This window comes from Spiroplasma endosymbiont of Clivina fossor (assembly GCF_964031115.1).
Taxonomy (GTDB): Bacteria; Bacillota_I; Bacilli_A; order Mycoplasmatales; family Nriv7; genus Nriv7.
Genome location: NZ_OZ035006.1, coordinates 842100 through 859440, shown reverse-complemented (window position 1 = coordinate 859440; position 17341 = coordinate 842100). Strand labels below are relative to the sequence as shown.

At 23.2% G+C, this 17341-nt stretch carries 18 protein-coding genes and 2 pseudogenes; 10 read left to right on the top strand and 10 right to left on the bottom strand.

The genetic code is table 4. The features are described from left to right. Positions 1-176: 176 nt before the first annotated feature. Positions 177-449, top strand: coding sequence for an IS1/IS1595 family N-terminal zinc-binding domain-containing protein (locus tag AAHM82_RS05230; protein ID WP_342264743.1), 273 nt, complete (start codon positions 177-179; stop codon positions 447-449). 169 nt (positions 450-618) lie between these two features. Here AAHM82_RS05230 and AAHM82_RS13555 read toward each other — a convergent pair whose 3' ends face one another. Together AAHM82_RS13555 and AAHM82_RS13550 are read right to left on the bottom strand one after the other, a co-directional pair. Further along, the gene (locus tag AAHM82_RS13555; protein WP_342264845.1) at positions 619-1011 is read right to left on the bottom strand and encodes a transposase family protein; all 393 of its coding nucleotides are present in this window, start codon (positions 1009-1011) and stop codon (positions 619-621) included. After that, entirely contained in the window at positions 1008-1448 is a 441-nt protein-coding gene (locus tag AAHM82_RS13550; protein WP_342263396.1) for a transposase family protein, read from the bottom strand. The genes AAHM82_RS13555 and AAHM82_RS13550 overlap by 4 nt, the downstream gene beginning before the upstream one ends. A gap of 463 nt (positions 1449-1911) precedes the next feature. Here AAHM82_RS13550 and AAHM82_RS05220 point away from each other — a divergent pair, with 463 nt between their 5' ends. The 3 genes from AAHM82_RS05220 to AAHM82_RS05210 are packed head-to-tail and all read left to right on the top strand — an operon-like array spanning position 1912 to position 2786. Beyond that, positions 1912-2115, top strand: a complete 204-nt coding sequence (locus AAHM82_RS05220) for a hypothetical protein (protein WP_342264173.1) — start codon at positions 1912-1914, stop codon at positions 2113-2115. A 33-nt stretch (positions 2116-2148) separates the two neighbouring features. Continuing rightward, on the top strand, positions 2149-2535 hold the full coding sequence (locus AAHM82_RS05215) for a hypothetical protein (protein ID WP_342264742.1): 387 nt from the start codon (positions 2149-2151) through the stop codon (positions 2533-2535). Between the two features lie 35 nt (positions 2536-2570). After that, positions 2571-2786 (top strand): transposase family protein, encoded by a 216-nt coding sequence (locus AAHM82_RS05210; protein WP_425289023.1) that lies wholly within the window; start codon positions 2571-2573, stop codon positions 2784-2786. A 1312-nt stretch (positions 2787-4098) separates the two neighbouring features. On the opposite strand, the pseudogene AAHM82_RS05205 reads toward AAHM82_RS05210, so the two are convergent. The 4 genes and pseudogenes from AAHM82_RS05205 to AAHM82_RS05190 all read right to left on the bottom strand — a co-directional run. Further along, positions 4099-4782: pseudogene (locus AAHM82_RS05205) on the bottom strand (IS256 family transposase); the annotation flags it as partial. Between the two features lie 436 nt (positions 4783-5218). Beyond that, positions 5219-5512, bottom strand: coding sequence for a hypothetical protein (locus tag AAHM82_RS05200; RefSeq protein ID WP_342264740.1), 294 nt, complete (start codon positions 5510-5512; stop codon positions 5219-5221). A 47-nt stretch (positions 5513-5559) separates the two neighbouring features. Then, positions 5560-6141: a hypothetical protein gene (locus tag AAHM82_RS05195; protein WP_342264739.1), complete on the bottom strand. Its 582-nt coding sequence runs from the start codon at positions 6139-6141 to the stop codon at positions 5560-5562. A gap of 52 nt (positions 6142-6193) precedes the next feature. Next, a pseudogene (locus AAHM82_RS05190) lies at positions 6194-6316 on the bottom strand (IS5/IS1182 family transposase); the annotation flags it as partial. Between the two features lie 156 nt (positions 6317-6472). On the opposite strand from AAHM82_RS05190, the gene AAHM82_RS05185 reads away from it, so the two are divergent. The 4 genes from AAHM82_RS05185 (at position 6473) to AAHM82_RS05175 (ending at position 8503) form a co-directional block, all read left to right on the top strand. After that, the gene (locus tag AAHM82_RS05185) at positions 6473-6745 is read left to right on the top strand and encodes an IS1/IS1595 family N-terminal zinc-binding domain-containing protein (RefSeq protein ID WP_342263371.1); all 273 of its coding nucleotides are present in this window, start codon (positions 6473-6475) and stop codon (positions 6743-6745) included. 65 nt (positions 6746-6810) lie between these two features. Beyond that, positions 6811-7251, top strand: coding sequence for a transposase family protein (locus AAHM82_RS13545; protein WP_342263396.1), 441 nt, complete (start codon positions 6811-6813; stop codon positions 7249-7251). Continuing rightward, positions 7248-7640, top strand: a complete 393-nt coding sequence (locus tag AAHM82_RS13540; protein ID WP_342264845.1) for a transposase family protein — start codon at positions 7248-7250, stop codon at positions 7638-7640. The genes AAHM82_RS13545 and AAHM82_RS13540 overlap by 4 nt, the downstream gene beginning before the upstream one ends. 158 nt (positions 7641-7798) lie before the next feature. Beyond that, positions 7799-8503, top strand: a complete 705-nt coding sequence (locus AAHM82_RS05175; RefSeq protein WP_342263616.1) for a transposase — start codon at positions 7799-7801, stop codon at positions 8501-8503. A 94-nt stretch (positions 8504-8597) separates the two neighbouring features. Here AAHM82_RS05175 and AAHM82_RS13535 read toward each other — a convergent pair whose 3' ends face one another. The 3 genes from AAHM82_RS13535 to AAHM82_RS05165 form a co-directional block, all read right to left on the bottom strand. Then, positions 8598-8840: a transposase family protein gene (locus tag AAHM82_RS13535; protein ID WP_425289059.1), complete on the bottom strand. Its 243-nt coding sequence runs from the start codon at positions 8838-8840 to the stop codon at positions 8598-8600. A gap of 5 nt (positions 8841-8845) precedes the next feature. Further along, the gene (locus tag AAHM82_RS05170) at positions 8846-9238 is read right to left on the bottom strand and encodes a transposase family protein (RefSeq protein WP_342263426.1); all 393 of its coding nucleotides are present in this window, start codon (positions 9236-9238) and stop codon (positions 8846-8848) included. A gap of 256 nt (positions 9239-9494) precedes the next feature. Then, on the bottom strand, positions 9495-10877 hold the full coding sequence (locus AAHM82_RS05165; protein ID WP_342264738.1) for an Mbov_0401 family ICE element transposase-like protein: 1383 nt from the start codon (positions 10875-10877) through the stop codon (positions 9495-9497). 243 nt (positions 10878-11120) lie between these two features. Here AAHM82_RS05165 and AAHM82_RS05160 point away from each other — a divergent pair, with 243 nt between their 5' ends. Then, positions 11121-16508: an ankyrin repeat domain-containing protein gene (locus tag AAHM82_RS05160; protein WP_342264737.1), complete on the top strand. Its 5388-nt coding sequence runs from the start codon at positions 11121-11123 to the stop codon at positions 16506-16508. Positions 16509-16704: 196 nt separating this feature from the next. Continuing rightward, complete coding sequence (locus AAHM82_RS05155; RefSeq protein WP_342264736.1) at positions 16705-16851, top strand: hypothetical protein; 147 nt, start codon at positions 16705-16707, stop codon at positions 16849-16851. 1 nt (position 16852) lies between these two features. On the opposite strand, the gene AAHM82_RS05150 is transcribed toward AAHM82_RS05155, so the two are convergent. Further along, positions 16853-17299, bottom strand: a complete 447-nt coding sequence (locus AAHM82_RS05150) for a hypothetical protein (RefSeq protein WP_342264735.1) — start codon at positions 17297-17299, stop codon at positions 16853-16855. Positions 17300-17341 lie beyond the last annotated feature (42 nt).

The window sequence follows — 17341 nt, the reverse complement described above, 5'->3', positions numbered from 1 at the left end:
TTTATTATGTTTTAATGACAAAATATTTGTAAAAATAATCTAAAAATTATTTTAATAACACTTTTATATTTATTTTAAATTTAAAAATTATAATTATCATATTAATTTTGCAAGAAGTCTATTGAATATACTTAATTTTAGGTATATTTTTAATATGATAGAGGTGGATAATAATTATGGAAAAAATAATTCAAGAACTAGTAAATACTTTAACAGATGATCAATTTTTAGAATTTTATGAAAAAGTTAAACAACAAGCAGAATTAATAAAAAAACAAAAACGGTTAAATGAAATTGATCAAAAATTTAGAGCGCAAGGTATTAAATGCCCTAAATGTGGAGCTTACCATTGCGTTAAAAATGGACATAATTCAGAAGGAAAACAAAAATATTTATGTAAAAATTGCCGTGCAAGTTTTGACGCTTTTCGTAATCATTTTATTTATTAGACTTCTTGCAAAATTAATATGATAATTATAATTTTTAAATTTAAAATAAATATAAAAGTGTTATTAAAATAATTTTTAGATTATTTTTACAAATATTTTGTCATTAAAACATAATAAAAATTATTATTTACAATAAAAAAAGACTGAAATTTTAAATTATCAAATATATTTAAACTAATAGTTGTAAATTATAAATTGAAGCTATTAAATTAAATCTTAAAGCAAATCTTTTTCTACGATTTCGATATTTTTCACTAATAATTTTAAATTTTTTAAGTATAGCAAAAACATTTTCAATAACAATTCTCATTTTTGAAATTCGCTCATTATTTTGCTTTTCTTCTTTATTTAAAGGGTTTTTCTTTGATTTTCTTTTAGGAATTAAAACATTATGATTAATTTTTTGTATGCCTTGATAACCTAAATCCACTAAAACAGTTGTTTCTGGTAAAAATTTAATTTTTGAATCTTTTAAAATTTTAAAGTCATGGTTTTTACCATAAGAAAAATCAGAACTAATAATTTTTTTACTATCTTTTTCAATTATAACTTGTGTTTTTATTGTGTGTTTTTTCTTTTTTCCTGAGTAGTGCTGTTTTTGTCTTTTTTTGGGCGTTGGATTTGGCTTTCAGTTACATCAATTATAACAGTCTTATCTTTGAAATAATCTTTTAATAGTGATTTTTGACCAGTAAGTTGTTGAAAATTAGGGTGTTTTATTAAAGTGTCTTCAATTCATTTGATATTTCTATAACAACTACTTTCACTAATATCATAACTTTTTGCAATATGAAAATAAGTTCTATATTCTCTTCAATATTCTAAAGTCATTAAAATACGATTTTCTAATGATAATTTATTGGTTCTTCCGCGACGAAATCTCTTTTTTAATTCTTCTATTTTTAAAATTTCTAGCATTTTATTAAAAGTAGTATGTTTAATACCAGTTAATCTTAAAAAATTTTTATCACTTATTTGATTATTTTTTTTAAATTTCATTTAAATTCCACCTTTTTATTAAAAACAACAATTCAATTATATTTTAAATTAATTTTGCAAGAAGTCTAATAAATTATCTTTCTTGATAGTAATTTTAATAAAGTTTAGTTAGCTTATTTTTCTGCTTTATATGATAAATGTTTTTTTAGAATTAGTATTCAATATCCTGAAAAAATGATAGAAATTATTTTTAATTTTGTCGAAAACTCTTGATATTTTAATAAAACCTTGATTTTAATTTTATTGGATTTTTAATAAATTAATGTTTTTGCAAAAACCTATAATTGATAAGGACTTTTGACTTTATCAATTATTTTCGACAAAATTAAAGGAAATTATTATTTAATGATATATAATTAAATTCCAAAGTAAAGAGACTGTAGATTAATTTTTGAAGAAGAGGGGGGGGACGCTTATAAATTTTATTAATTAGGAAAAATTCACCCAAAGGAAGTTGATTAATATGAAAAAATTATTAGGAATCTTAGGAACAATCACCATAGCAGGAAGTGGAATGACCGGAATTGTCGGGAATGCATCAACTCCAGCAAAAAATGAAATTAATTATCAACAAACAAATAATTTAGAAAATTTAAATAGAGTTAAAAGAGATAATTTAAAAATAATTAATAGCAACAGTGATGAAGTTAATACTGAAATATATTAGACTTCTTGCAAAATTATAATTATCATATTAATTTTGCAAGAAGTCTATTGAAGTCATTTAAATTATGAACAATGAAATTTATTGATTCAAATTTCATTGCTGGGGCAATCTAGTAAAACAATTTCTCGTTTTATTAAAACTACATTAAAAACTGCTTGATATAATCGTCAAAAATTAATGAAATCAAAACAATTAGAAAATACCCAATTAAAATTTAAAAAATTATCTGGTAAAATCCAAATCGATGAAACATTTATTAAAGAAATTCATAAAGGAAATTTCAAATATAAAACTGATCCACGAAGAATTCACCTTGACCCATTCGCAACTAATACTAAATGCTGTATTCAAATGGCAATTGATAATAATAACAATATTTATGTTAAATCCACAAACACCAAACGTTTACAAAAACAATAGACTTCTTGCAAAATTAATATGATAATCATAATGTTTTAATTCCTAAAAGAAAATCAAAGAAAAACCCTTTAAATAAAGAAGAAAAGCAAAATAATGAGCGAATTTCAAAAATGAGAATTGTTATTGAAAATGTTTTTGCTATACTTAAAAAATTTAAAATTATTAGTGAAAAATATCGAAATCGTAGAAAAAGATTTGCTTTAAGATTTAATTTAATAGCTTCAATTTATAATTTACAACTATTAGTTTAAATATATTTGATAATTTAAAATTTCAGTCTTTTTTTATTGTAAATAATAATTTTTATTATGTTTTAATGACAAAATATTTGTAAAAATAATCTAAAAATTATTTTAATAACACTTTTATATTTATTTTAAATTTAAAAATTATAATTATCATATTAATTTTGCAAGAAGTCTATTATATTTTGGTTCAGATGATACTAATGTATATGAATATGATTCAGTAACACAACAACAAAAAATTGTTATTCGTTCAAATTCTTGAGTAAGATCTTCAGGTATAGTTTTCAAAAATAAATTATATTTTGGTTCATCAGGCAACAATGTTTATGAGTATGATCCTGCTAAGGGAGAGCAAAAAATTGCTTTTAAAGCAAATGGTTGGATTGATTCTTCTGGTGTTGTTTCCAACAATAAATTATATATTGGTTCTGGAGATCATAATGTTTATGAATACAGTAATTATGATTTAAATTCTAATTTAGGAGAAATTAGTAATAATTTTGATAATATAATTTTAAGTGAATTAAATTATTTAAATCCTGATTTAGATATTTCACAATTAGAAATTATTAGCAAAACAAATAATTCAGCTATAGTAAAAATAAAAGATAATTTAAATAATGATATTAATGTAAAAATATATTATTTAATTGATAATCAACAAAATAAAATTATTAATTTAAATGAATTAATTAAAAAAGCAATTTTCTTTAAAAATAAAGATGCTAACAAAAATTCTAATTTAAAATTTAAGGAAATAAATTATATTGATACTAATAATTTAAATTTTTCAGATATTGAAATAACAAAAAAAAAAAATTCATTTTCATGATCTAATGTTCCTAAAAATGTATGTTTCGATAGAGAAGTTACTAATAAAACTCCAAATATAAGATCGTTTAATGTACCTGCGTGTGAATATAATTCAAAATCAAAATTAATATTTCAAATTAGAAAAGGAATAATTAAAAATCAAAAAGAAAAGATAAAAAATAGTTGATCTTTAAATATTGATGATGAAAATAAATTAACAGATTTTGTAAATATTAATAATAGAGAAAAAACAATAAGACATAATTTATCACAGGATTTTGATCTTTCAAATTTAAACAAACAAGAAAAAGAAACAATTTTAAGTATTTTTAAGGAATCCGATGATAAATTTGAACTTAATCCCAATGAAAAATTAAAAATTACTTATCCAATAAGAATAATTGAATCTGAAATTATATTAAATTTAAAACAAAAAATTATGGGAACAATTAGTGCCAAAATAATTGATTGGGACTGTACAATTAACTGTGTCTCTAAGTAATTAACTTAAATTCACTCTGTCTTCAAATTTTATCATTAAATGTGAAATTGCACTACCCCAATTTTGAATTGGCATCGTTCATTTCTTAACCATATTTTGAAATGCTAAATAAAATATTTTAAAAACTGATGCGTCATTAGGAAAAATCTTTTTATTCTTAATGACTTTTCTTAATTGACTATTAACAGATTCAATCGCATTAGTTGTGTAAATAATTCTTCTAAATTCCTGAGGATATTCAAGAAAAATTATTAAATTATTTCAGTTATTTTTTCATGATTTAGTAATTTGTGGATACTTTTTATTTCATTTTTCAGAAAAATGATCTAAAGCAATTAACGCTATTTCTTCATTAATTGCTGTATAAATTGATTTTAAATCATTAGCTACAAGTTTGCGATCTTTGTAAGGAACAAATTTTAAACTATTGCGAATTTGATGAACAATGCATAATTGATGCTGTGTTTTTGGGAAAACAGCTTCTATTGCATCAGACATCCCAGTTAAATTATCACTACAAGCAACAAGAATATCTTGTAACCCACGATTTTTCATTTCCGTAAGATTATTAAGTCAAAATTTGGCTCCCTCATTCTCACTAATTCACATTCCTAAAATATCTTTTAAACCATCTAAATTAATTCCTAAGGCAAGATAAACTGCTTTAATTCTTATTGTTTTATTGGGTATATTAATCATTCAGGTATAAAAATTTAAATTGGAAGTATCTATTTTTGTTCCATAAGTATTTGTTATTTTTTGAAAGTCTTTTTGTTTAATTCTGTTATTTACAAGCTCTACATTAAACTCTAAATTAAAAACAAATTCTACTTTATGTGTAACTAAAACAACAATTAATCCTGAAGCTAGTTATCGTAACTTAAATAAAATCAGTAAATTACAATCTAGTCTTAAAGAAGCCTTAATTCATTATCATGGTTTAGGTTTTACTAATATTCAAAATTATTTAAATCTCTGAAAATGAAAATACCAACATAAGGGTTTAACTCCAAACCAACAAACAGCGGTATTATATTTTAATGTATAAAAAAGTTAAAGTAAAAATAGTAATTTTACATAAAAGCCTTTTAAAATTATCAAGTTGATGATTTTTTTTATTTTATCAAGAGTTTTCGACAAAATTAAAAAAAATTTTTATATTTTTTAAATTTGATAATTGTTTATCTATATTTGCTTTTATATTATCTTCTGTTGTTATCTCAACTTTTAAAAGGTCGTGGTCTTGCCTTTCCGTTAAAAATCTTATTTTTTCTAGATTTCTGATTTCAAAATTATAAATTTTGTTTTCGTTATTTTTATTTTTTTGTTCTACTGATTTGTTTTCTTTTTCAGAACATCCAACTATGGGTAATATTGTTAATGTTGAAAGAGCTATTATATTTAAAATTTTCATTATTTTAACTCCTTTATTACTTTATTTTTTCAATTGTAATATACATACTACACGAAAATCCTTAATTTCATTAGAAAAATGGCAAAACCGATTAAAAATTGAAAAGTATAGTAAAAAGCCGGTACCGTTTTAAAAATTGGAAAAATGGCGGTTGAAAAGTTAACTGTTGCTTTTGCAATAATTGCTAACGGGCGTAAAATTGTAATGATTTGTGACGCTGTCAGCATTCAGTTTAGCATTTTAATACTAGCATTTTGAATGGCACAACCAATGTCATTGAAGGTTGATATTCATCGTCCGAAATATTTGCAATTTGGTGGCGGAATTAGGTCATCCCATTCTGAATTGGTGGAACCATCAGGAATAAATGCCATGGAATTAAGGACATTAAAATCATAAATTTTAAAATTGTAATTAGAGATATTACCTTTGTGATAAAGTGGAAAAGTTAAGGTAAAAATATTACTACCATAACGAATATCAATATCGGTATTGAGATAATTAATACTGTTAGCAGTCTTGCTGGTTGGCAAGGTAATCAGTTTATTGTCGTAAGATTTAAGGACATTAAAATCAATTTGATAAATGCTATTGGTGTTGTTAATAGCATTGTAATTTTCTTGGTGCATTTTTTGTCAAAAGTAAAGAAATAACTTCTTAAGACTTGGTACATAACTATAACTAGCTTAATTCAAAATTATATATTCCTGAAATTAAGTTAAATCGTAATCCAAATCTTCTAATCTTATTGCGATAACGATAAACTAGTATTTTAAATCTTTTTAATCTAGCAAAAACATGTTCAATGACACAATTCTAACTTTACTTAAAAAGCTATTATATTCCTTTTTATCTGGATTTAAAGGATTATTTTTTTTAATTTTGTCGAAAACTCTTGATATTTATTGAATATACTTAATTTTAGGTATATTTTTAATATGATAGAGGTGGATAATAATTATGGAAAAAATAATTCAAGAACTAGTAAATACTTTAACAGATGATCAATTTTTAGAATTTTATGAAAAAGTTAAACAACAAGCAGAATTAATAAAAAAACAAAAACGTTTAAATGAAATTGATCAAAAATTTAGAGCGCAAGGTATTAAATGTCCTAAATGTGAATCTTACCATTGCGTTAAAAATGGACATAATTCAGAAGGAAAACAAAAATATTTATGTAAAAATTGCCGTGCAAGTTTTGACGCTTTTCGTAATCATTTTATTTATTAGACTTCTTGCAAAATTAATTTAAAATATAATTGAATTGTTGTTTTTAATAAAAAGGTGGAATTTAAATGAAATTTAAAAAAAATAATCAAATAAGTGATAAAAATTTTTTAAGATTAACTGGTATTAAACATACTACTTTTAATAAAATGCTAGAAATTTTAAAAATAGAAGAATTAAAAAAGAGATTTCGTCGCGGAAGAACCAATAAATTATCATTAGAAAATCGTATTTTAATGACTTTAGAATATTGAAGAGAATATAGAACTTATTTTCATATTGCAAAAAGTTATGATATTAGTGAAAGTAGTTGTTATAGAAATATCAAATGAATTGAAGACACTTTAATAAAACACCCTAATTTTCAACAACTTACTGGTCAAAAATCACTATTAAAAGATTATTTCAAAGATAAGACTGTTATAATTGATGTAACTGAAAGCCAAATCCAACGCCCAAAAAAAGACAAAAACAGCACTACTCAGGAAAAAAGAAAAAACACACAATAAAAACACAAGTTATAATTGAAAAAGATAGTAAAAAAATTATTAGTTCTGATTTTTCTTATGGTAAAAACCATGACTTTAAAATTTTAAAAGATTCAAAAATTAAATTTTTACCAGAAACAACTGTTTTAGTGGATTTAGGTTATCAAGGCATACAAAAAATTAATCATAATGTTTTAATTCCTAAAAGAAAATCAAAGAAAAACCCTTTAAATAAAGAAGAAAAGCAAAATAATGAGCGAATTTCAAAAATGAGAATTGTTATTGAAAATGTTTTTGCTATACTTAAAAAATTTAAAATTATTAGTGAAAAATATCGAAATCGTAGAAAAAGATTTGCTTTAAGATTTAATTTAATAGCTTCAATTTATAATTTACAACTATTAGTTTAAATATATTTGATAATTTAAAATTTCAGTCTTTTTTTATTGTAAATAATAATTTTTATTATGTTTTAATGACAAAATATTTGTAAAAATAATCTAAAAATTATTTTAATAACACTTTTATATTTATTTTAAATTTAAAAATTATAATTATCATATTAATTTTGCAAGAAGTCTATTGAAGTCATTTAAATTATGAACAATGAAATTTATTGATTCAAATTTCATTGCTGGGGCAATCTAGTAAAACAATTTCTCGTTTTATTAAAACTACATTAAAAACTGCTTGATATAATCGTCAAAAATTAATGAAATCAAAACAATTAGAAAATACCCAATTAAAATTTAAAAAATTATCTGGTAAAATCCAAATCGATGAAACATTTATTAAAGAAATCCATAAAGGAAATTTCAAATATAAAACTGATCCACGAAGAATTCACCTTGATCCATTCGCAACTAATACTAAATGCTGTATTCAAATGGCAATTGATAATAATAACAATATTTATGTTAAATCCACAAACACCAAACGTTTACAAAAACAATGAGTTATTGAAAATATGAACAAAGAATTAATTAATGAAAATTCAATTATTACTTCTGATATGCAAAAATTATATTTTTTAGTAGCAAAACAAACAAATTCTACTTTATGTGTAACTAAAACAACAATTAATCCTGAAGCTAGTTATCGTAACTTAAATAAAATCAGTAAATTACAATCTAGTCTTAAAGAAGCCTTAATTCATTATCATGGTTTAGGTTTTACTAATATTCAAAATTATTTAAATCTCTGAAAATGAAAATACCAACATAAGGGTTTAACTCCAAACCAACAAACAGCGGTATTATATTTTAATGTATAAAAAAGTTAAAGTAAAAATAGTAATTTTACATAAAAGCCTTTTAAAATTATCAAGTTGATGATTTTTTTTATTTTATCAAGAGTTTTCGACAAAATTAAAAATTATTTTTACTCTTTTTAATTGGCAATAATGTATTTTTATGAACATTTTGCAAACCTTGATATCCTGAATCGGCAATTAATTCTAATTTTGGATTTATAAGTGTATTTGATTTTAAAAATAACTTATAATCATGAATACTGCCATAACAAAAATCTACTGAAATAATTTTATTGTTAAATAAATCAATAATTATTTGCGATTTTAATGAATGTTGCCTTTTCTTACCAGAAAATAATAATTTTAGTTTTTTTTAATTCTTTCAATTGGAATTTCTGTAGCATCAATTGCTAATAAATTATTAGTAGTACCCTTATTTTCTAATAATATCTTTTTGCCAGGTATATGAAAGTGACTATTTTTTATTAGAGTATTTTCAACTCAAAAGATATTACGAATACAACTAACATGACTAATATTATATTTTTTTGCAATAATACGATATGTACTATATTCTTTTCAGTATTCTAAAGTCATAAGTAATCTTTGCTCTATTGATAATTTATTTGGTCTACCACCAATTTGTTTTTGTTTAGCTTCACCTTCTTTTAAAATTTCTACCATTTTCATGAAAGTTTTATATTTTATGCCTATTAAACTATAAAATTCGTTTTCGTCTTTGTATTTATCTAACATTTGTACTTCACCTAGGAAATAATATTATCAAAATAGTAGATAAAATTAAAGGTTATGTACCAAGTCGGTCGCGTTTAGTTTTCTTAGGTATTGCTTTGAAGAAGTAAAACAATCAGCTAATTATATTATTTAATTACTAAACTAACCCTGCCTTTCCTGTTATTGTCATTTTTATTCTTTTTTATTTTATCATATTATTGAATTTTTATACAATAAAAAATTATTAATTTTATTATTTTTAAATTTTAACTAATACTTACTTAAATCTATTATATTTATTTGTTACAGCATTACCTTTATAATTAATTCAACTATCATCATTTTTATTATTATATTTATTTCATAATGAATTTTTATATATTTCTTTTCTGATTTCTATTTCTGAATTAATATTTTCATTAATATGATGTAATACATTTAATTTGTTTAAATTTGCCATTCTTAAATGTAATAGGTTATTTAAATTCTTATGATTATATATTTTTGCCCCATAGCCTAATTGTTGTTTTACTAAATGTGATACATCACTTTCGATGCTACAACCGATATTTCATTCTAAATTTTGATGATGAATACCTTGCTTATTATTACTGAAATAATTACTCGCCTTTCGTAAATTTGTTTTAATATCTTTATTTAATTCATTTTTAGCAACATTACGAATGTTTTTGATTAATTCTTGATGATTTCCATCCTTATATAATTTAATTCAACTATTTAGTGTTACTTTACGATTTTCAAAAATAATATTAAATGCGGTTTGTTTTAATTTTTTAATAGCATGATAACCATCTAAAATATATCTAACATTACCAAAACTGTTGGCAATTTCCCTAATTCAAGTATCACCATCACCACAAACAATTATTCTGTCATAATTAATATTTACATAATATTTTTGTAATTCCTTAATTAATAAATCACGATAATCCATTGTATTTATTCGTTTACCAACTTTTAACATTAGAAAATGACCTCGTTTGTTTTCTAATTCTCTACGAGCATGTTTGTAATTTTTTTCTTTATGCCCGGTATGAAAAGTAACTAAACGAATTCTTTGGTCTTGTTTAACTTTCTGATCTAATGTCGCTAAAAATGTCTCGTCTAGTTGGATATATAAATCCTTATTTTTGACATCAATTCTAGTTTTAGTTTCTTTTTCTGCTAGTTGAAAATATTCAGCAAGATCGTATTTATTTAAAATATTTGAAATACTAGCTTTTGAAATATAACAATGATTTAGAGCATCTAAAACATCGCGATACCTTTTACCATCACCTAAAAGATTTAAAACTTTAAATTGGACATCAAAATAAATGCGTTGTTTGGGCAATAAACCAATTTCTTTATCTAACAAACACACATATTCAAATTTCCCTAATTTTTGATTTCAATATTTATATCGGCGTCGTTTAAAAGTAACATCACCAAAAATTGTAATAATTGTTCTTGGCGCAAAATGAACTACTTTATAACCTTGTTTTAAGCGATAATGATATTTATATAAGTATTCATCTAATTTTTCATATTCATTAGCTAGTTGTTCGCATTTATTGGTGTACATATTTTTATGGGTTGTAAATAAACTGAATCAATGTTTATTTTCTGGGGTTTTTACATTATTATTAATTTCTAACATAAAAAATCGCCTTTCTTGGTAGTAATTTTAACAAAGTTAAAATTAGCCATGCTTATTTTTCTTCTTTAATGAAGAATGTTTTTCTAGAATTAGTATTCAATATTTTGAAAAAATGATAAAGATTCTTATTTGATGATTTATAATTAATTTATATAATTAAATTTTATAAATTTAAGAAGGGGTTGAGTGATTACTATAAAAATTTATTAATTAGCAAAAATTCAAGAAAGGAATTTGGTTAGTATGAAAAAACTTTTAGAATTGCTAGGAATAATTTTGATAACCAACAATGCCGCAGGACCATTAGTTGCCAATAAGCCCAATAATAATAACGATAAAATTAAAAACAGTCTCGAAACATTAACACGCCAAAAAAGACAAGCACCAAAAGGTGGAAAAGGAAAAAATAAAAAAGACAACCCAATAAAAAGTAGTACCCCAAAACCACAAAATGAACAACCTTCAACAAGCACAACAGATAATCAAGTTGAATTTATTGAAAAAGAAATTGCTTTAAATGGTAATTATGCTAAAGAGATTAAAAAAATGTTAAAAGACTTTATGAAAAATGGTCAAGTTGACCCATTACGAATGATAAATAACGAAGGAATTGTTGCGACAGATTATTATGAAACGGATACAAGAAAAAAAGAACGTGACGCTAATATTAAAATTATAGAAAAATTAGATGCAATTTTAGAATTAGAAAAATTTGATGCAAGTAAAATAAGAATTTTAATTCTAACTTTAAAAAATAGTGAGGAAAATAAGGAGATAAAACTAGTAATTAATTTAGATAATTTTTATGTCCAAGGATTTATTAATAAAGATAAAGATGGTAAAGAACAATATTTTTATTTTAAAGAAGAAAAAACCCTTGAGCAATGAAATCAAGAAATAACTAATTTTAAAAAAGAATTAGAAAAATGAACAGAAGAAATAGAAAAAGATATTAAATCATTAGATTTAGAAAAATTTGAAAATAATAAAGATATAATCAAAAAAATTGATCAACTTAAAGAACAACTAAAAAGTGAATTGGGTAACAATTTTAAAGAAAATAAAGAAAAAATTGATTTATTAAATAAAAATTTATTTGATCAAATTATTTTAGAAGATTCCAGTAAATTAAATGAATTAAAAGAAAAAGTTCAAACATTAAATCAAGAAAAAATATATCTTGATCAAAATCAAGAAGAAGTAAACATCTATCAAAAAATCCAACAAAACAAACAAGATGCCCTAAAGTTATTAAAGAATATGAAATTAAAAAAAGAAAATGAAAAAGAATACGAAGAAAAAATAAAAAACTATCAATGAGATAATGTAATGATTAATAAAATAATTTCAATTATCGAAAGTAATATTAATACAATTCAACATAAAAAAATAAAAGAAAATAAAATAAATGAAGAAATAATAAAACAATATTCAATAAATACAAAAGGACAAAATAAGTTAAACTATAATGGTTCATATCAAAATAAGGGTTTAAACACTGTTAATCAAAATATTATTATTTCTCAGAATACTTTAAAAGATGCCATTGAAAAATTACCAGAAGTTAATAATAACAACAAACAAAGTCAAGAAACTAAAGATAATTTAGCGCGCATGATTTTTGTAACCAGTGAAGCCATGCGATTTGGTTCTCATCTTAAATATTTTAATTATGAAAAAGCTAAAAAATCAGTTGAATTTAAAAATATTCCAGAAGATATCCAAAATATTATTAATTCTACAAATGATGATATAATTCAATGAAAAAAATATGAAGAACAGTTAATAGGTGGGTGAAAAGCAGCTAGTGAAGATTTAGAACAAAAGAGGAAAGATCTTTTTTCGCTAATAGATTATGAAATTACCTATAGTGAAATAATTTTAGATTATTTAAAAGACAAAAATAATAATTTTGAAGTTAATATAAAAAGCGACCAACATAAAGATGTTATAGAAAAGTTAAAAAAATTGTCAATTAGTTATCCAAGAGAACCTAATTTTGATTTATTAGGATTAGAAAAAGAACCAGAGCAAAAACTTGAAGAATGAAAAAAATATTGAAATAATAAATCGAATACTATTATTGATGAAATAAAAAAAGATATAGAATATGCCTCTAAAATAGCGAAATTAAATATTAGAGATGAAATGTTAAAAGAAAAAATTTTAGAAGAAATTGAATGAGCTTTGGAATTAAAAAAATATGAAGAAAATAAAATAAATGAAGAAATAATAATTTTTAGGCAATTAAATATAAATAATGAATGAGAAAATAAAATTCAAAATTTTAAAAAAATAGGCGAAAGTAAATTAATTAAAGAACAAAAAATAGAAAAATTAACAAATACATTTAAAAAAAGATCTTTGGATGGTTTTTTTGAGAAAATAAATTGTAAAATAATTAATTGAATTAGTTTAAACAAAAAATGTAATACTAACAGAATCCTTAACTTAAGTTTGAATTTTTTTCCTGAAGAACAAGAAAAAAACTTAAAAAATAATATTATAATTTCAATAATAACTGCTAATAATAAAGATTTATTAGAATTAATAATTCCTAAAATTAAAGATATAAACTTTAAACATATTTATGATTTTACATTACTTCATTATGCAGTATGAAAAAATAATATTGAATTTGTGAGATTATTACTTGATAATGGTGCAAATCCTGATTATCAAGATAAAGATGGTGAAACACCTTTACATTTAGCATCCTTTTATGGTTATACAAATATTGTTCGAGAATTATTAACAAATCAAAATAGTAAAAATAAAATTAATGTAAATAAAAAAAATGTTCTATCTGTTGATCAAAATCATATGGGTAAAACTCCTTTAGACTTAGCAATTTTAACTAGTCGTGATGAAATTGTGAGATTATTACTTGATAATGATGCCGCTGCCGATATTAATGATTATCAATTTAGATATTTTTATAATTCAGGTAATGATAAAATTAAAGAAATTATTAATAATAAAATAGATGTAAAAAAAATTGAAGAATTAATTAAAATAGATAAAGAGCAATGAGAAAAAACTTTATCAAAAATATCACCAGAAAAAATAAAATACTTTCAAGAAAAATTAGTTTTAAATTCAACAATTGAAGAAATACGTAAATTATCAAAAGAAATTTTTACAGAAATGAATTTTCAAAAAATTTCAATAGAAGGTTTAAAAATAATAAAAAATGCCCCCCGCGCTATATTAATTGATTGTTTTAGAAAAAAATATCAATTAAGTACTGCTAATGAAATTAGTGAATTTTATAATAAATTTACAACCGAACTTAATAAAGAGTTAGAAAATAAGTTAAATCAAAAAATAAAAGAAGATGAAAATCTACTAAAAAATTTATTAGAAAAATTAACATCAGAGCAAAAACAATCATTGATAATTAAAATTCAAAAAAGATTAGAAGAAAATAAAGAAGAATTAAAAAAATTATTAAAAATTGAATTGTCAGATGTTATTGCCCAAACTGAGTTAGGAGAAATATCAGATAATCAATCAGAAACAATTTTAAATAGGCTACAAGAACTAAATTCTCACTTAGATATTAATCAAGTTAAAGTACAAGAGAATAGTATTACTTATACCACCGCGACTATTGAATCAATTGATCGAAGTGTATATTCTGATAATACAATCAAAGTTACATTTACACTTGCTAAAAAATCATCAGATAACCCAAGTAAAAAACAAAACCAAAAAGATGAATCAGGTTTTGGGGGATTTAAACGTGGTTTTTTAAACCCATCTACTAAATCTAATATCAACAGTAATACAAATGTTTCTGTTGGTGAACAAGCTGGAACCAGTGGCACACAAAACCAAAATACTAAAACAACAAGTCAAAATAACATGTATGATGTGCCGGCGGATGGAAGTTGTTTATTTTGATCGGTAGTAACATCTTACTTATGGCCAGTGAGAAATAATGATGAAGAATTTAGAAACCGATTTATCCAATTATTTGGGGAAGCGAAAGATAATTTGCCATATATTCAAACTTTATTAAAACAATTTGATTTAACAAATTTTAGTTCTATGCAAGCTTGATACCAAGATGAAACAGCAAAGAAATTAGTAAGGGATGACTTTCGTAATCGTGTTGTTGATTATATACAATCACATTTAAGTACGATTACAAATCGCGATGGTGAATTAACATTTGAAGATCTTATTCAAGATAATAATGAAGTTAATATAGAAAATTACTTAATAAGAATGAGAAATCCAATACCTAATGATTCTTCAACATGAGGCGGGACACCAGAAATAGTAGCAATGAGTAATCTTTTAAATGCTAATATTAGTGTAAATAATAATGGTTCTTATCAACCAATTAATCAAAATGCAACTAATACCATAAATATATTTCATGTAAATGGCAACCATTATAATTTTGCTTTATCAGAACAGACAATTGAAGGAAGCAGTATAAATTCACAAGAAAAAACTACGCAAAAGCCAAATGCAGGATGTTCTACACCAACAACCCCAAAACCAGATACAAAGCCAATTAAATTACCAGTTGATGATCATGCTCGACATCATGTAATTTTGTCTAAAAATAATGAAGATGATGATGCTAATCAAGGTAATAATATTACCAAGGCACAAGAAAAAACAACAACCCAATTACAAAAAGATGAATATCATTTTTTCGATAAAAAAACAGAAGAAAAAAGTTTAAAAAATGATGAAAATTTAGAAATTAACTTAATTAAACCCAATCATCAAATCAAACAAAATGTCGCGGTAGTAAATCAACCCATCAACACAAATATGGAAAATTTACAAACAACAACTGTTGAGGCAATAAATCAATACAACGCTCTTTCAAAAGAAGAAAAATTAAAAAAATTAAATGAAATTAATCGTTATTATCAAAACTTACCGGAAAACGATAAAAAAGCTTTTAAAGAAAAATTAACAAATACTGGATTAGCAGCTTTAAGTGGAGGTGCATTAACAGCTTATGGAACAAAAATCACTGTTAGCGGTGCCGCTGCCACTAGTATCACAAATGCAGAAGCAATGGAAATGACTCCGCTCTTATCAACAACAACAAGCACAACAGAAAGCTTAGCCACCGCAGAAACAATTACTGTTGCCGAAACAGCAGCAGTTGAAGGCGGGGTTATAGCCGGAGAAACTGGTACTGCTGCCGCTCTGGCCCCGGAAACTCTAGGGCTATCTTTAGTAATTGGAGGATTAGCAATTGCAGGAACATGAATGTATTTTGCTTTTCATCATCATGAAACATCTAATATTGAGTTGCCAACTTCAATTCATCATAATGTTTATGATAACATTGAAAAATGATATAAATTTCTAGCCCATGATAAATTAAAAATTAAAATTAACAAAAATACATGAAATGAAATCAAACAAAATAAAAATTCACAAGCAAACATTATAAAAATTATTAAAAATAAATTTGTTATAAATGACCATTCCGGTTGAGGCGGGAGTGTCACAAATGCAGATTTCAACACTTTTGTAAAAGTAATAGTACTTCATTTCGAACAAATAAATGGTTATTTTGAAATATTAGATAATGAAAATGATGGTTTTGTCATTATAACCAACACTGAAGGCGATTGACTAGGAATAGAATAAAATTTAACATTATTAATTAAAAGAGCAAAATATTTCTTATATTTGTTATGCTCAATAATCTGAGTTCAAATTTTAATTTTAATATATTTGTTAATTATTTAAATTAAGATTAAAAATATTTTTACTAAAGCAGTATTTAAGTTTAAATACTGCTTTTTTATTTTGACAAAATAGAAAAAATGAAAAAGTTGTTTAGTTGTTCAAAGGTGTTTTTATCGTAAAAAGCCATCTTTCTTTGGGTAGTTTACAGTTTTTAAAATATTGAACGATGCCAATTCAAAATTGGGGTAGTGTGATTTCACATTTAATGATAAAATTTGAGAACAGAGCAGAGTGAATTTAAGTTAATTACTTAGAGATACAGTTAATTGTACAGTCCCTTTAAAATTATGTTGAAAATTAAATTCTAATCAATTATAAAAATTCCGTGTTTTAATTATTTTACCTTTGATATTTGTTACTTTTAAGTCACCGTTTCTTCCGAGATTATCAGTTTTTAATGTGCTTATTCCTTCTTCATCTAAATAAATATAACTATTTTTCATAGCTAATGTATTTTTAAAATCAATTGGTAATTTATTTAATCCGTTTTCATTTTTATCAAATTCACTTAAGGCTATACTAAAATTTTGTCTAAATCCGTCTCACATTCAATTAATTTTTGCTTTTAATAAAGTAAATTCGTATGTTTCATTCTCAACTTGTAATATTGTTTTGTTTTCCTTTTTAGAACATCCACCTATTAGCAATGTTGTTAGCCCCAAAAGAGCTATTGTATTTAAAAATTTCATAAATTTAACTCCTTTATTTTATTTTTTCAATATATATATATA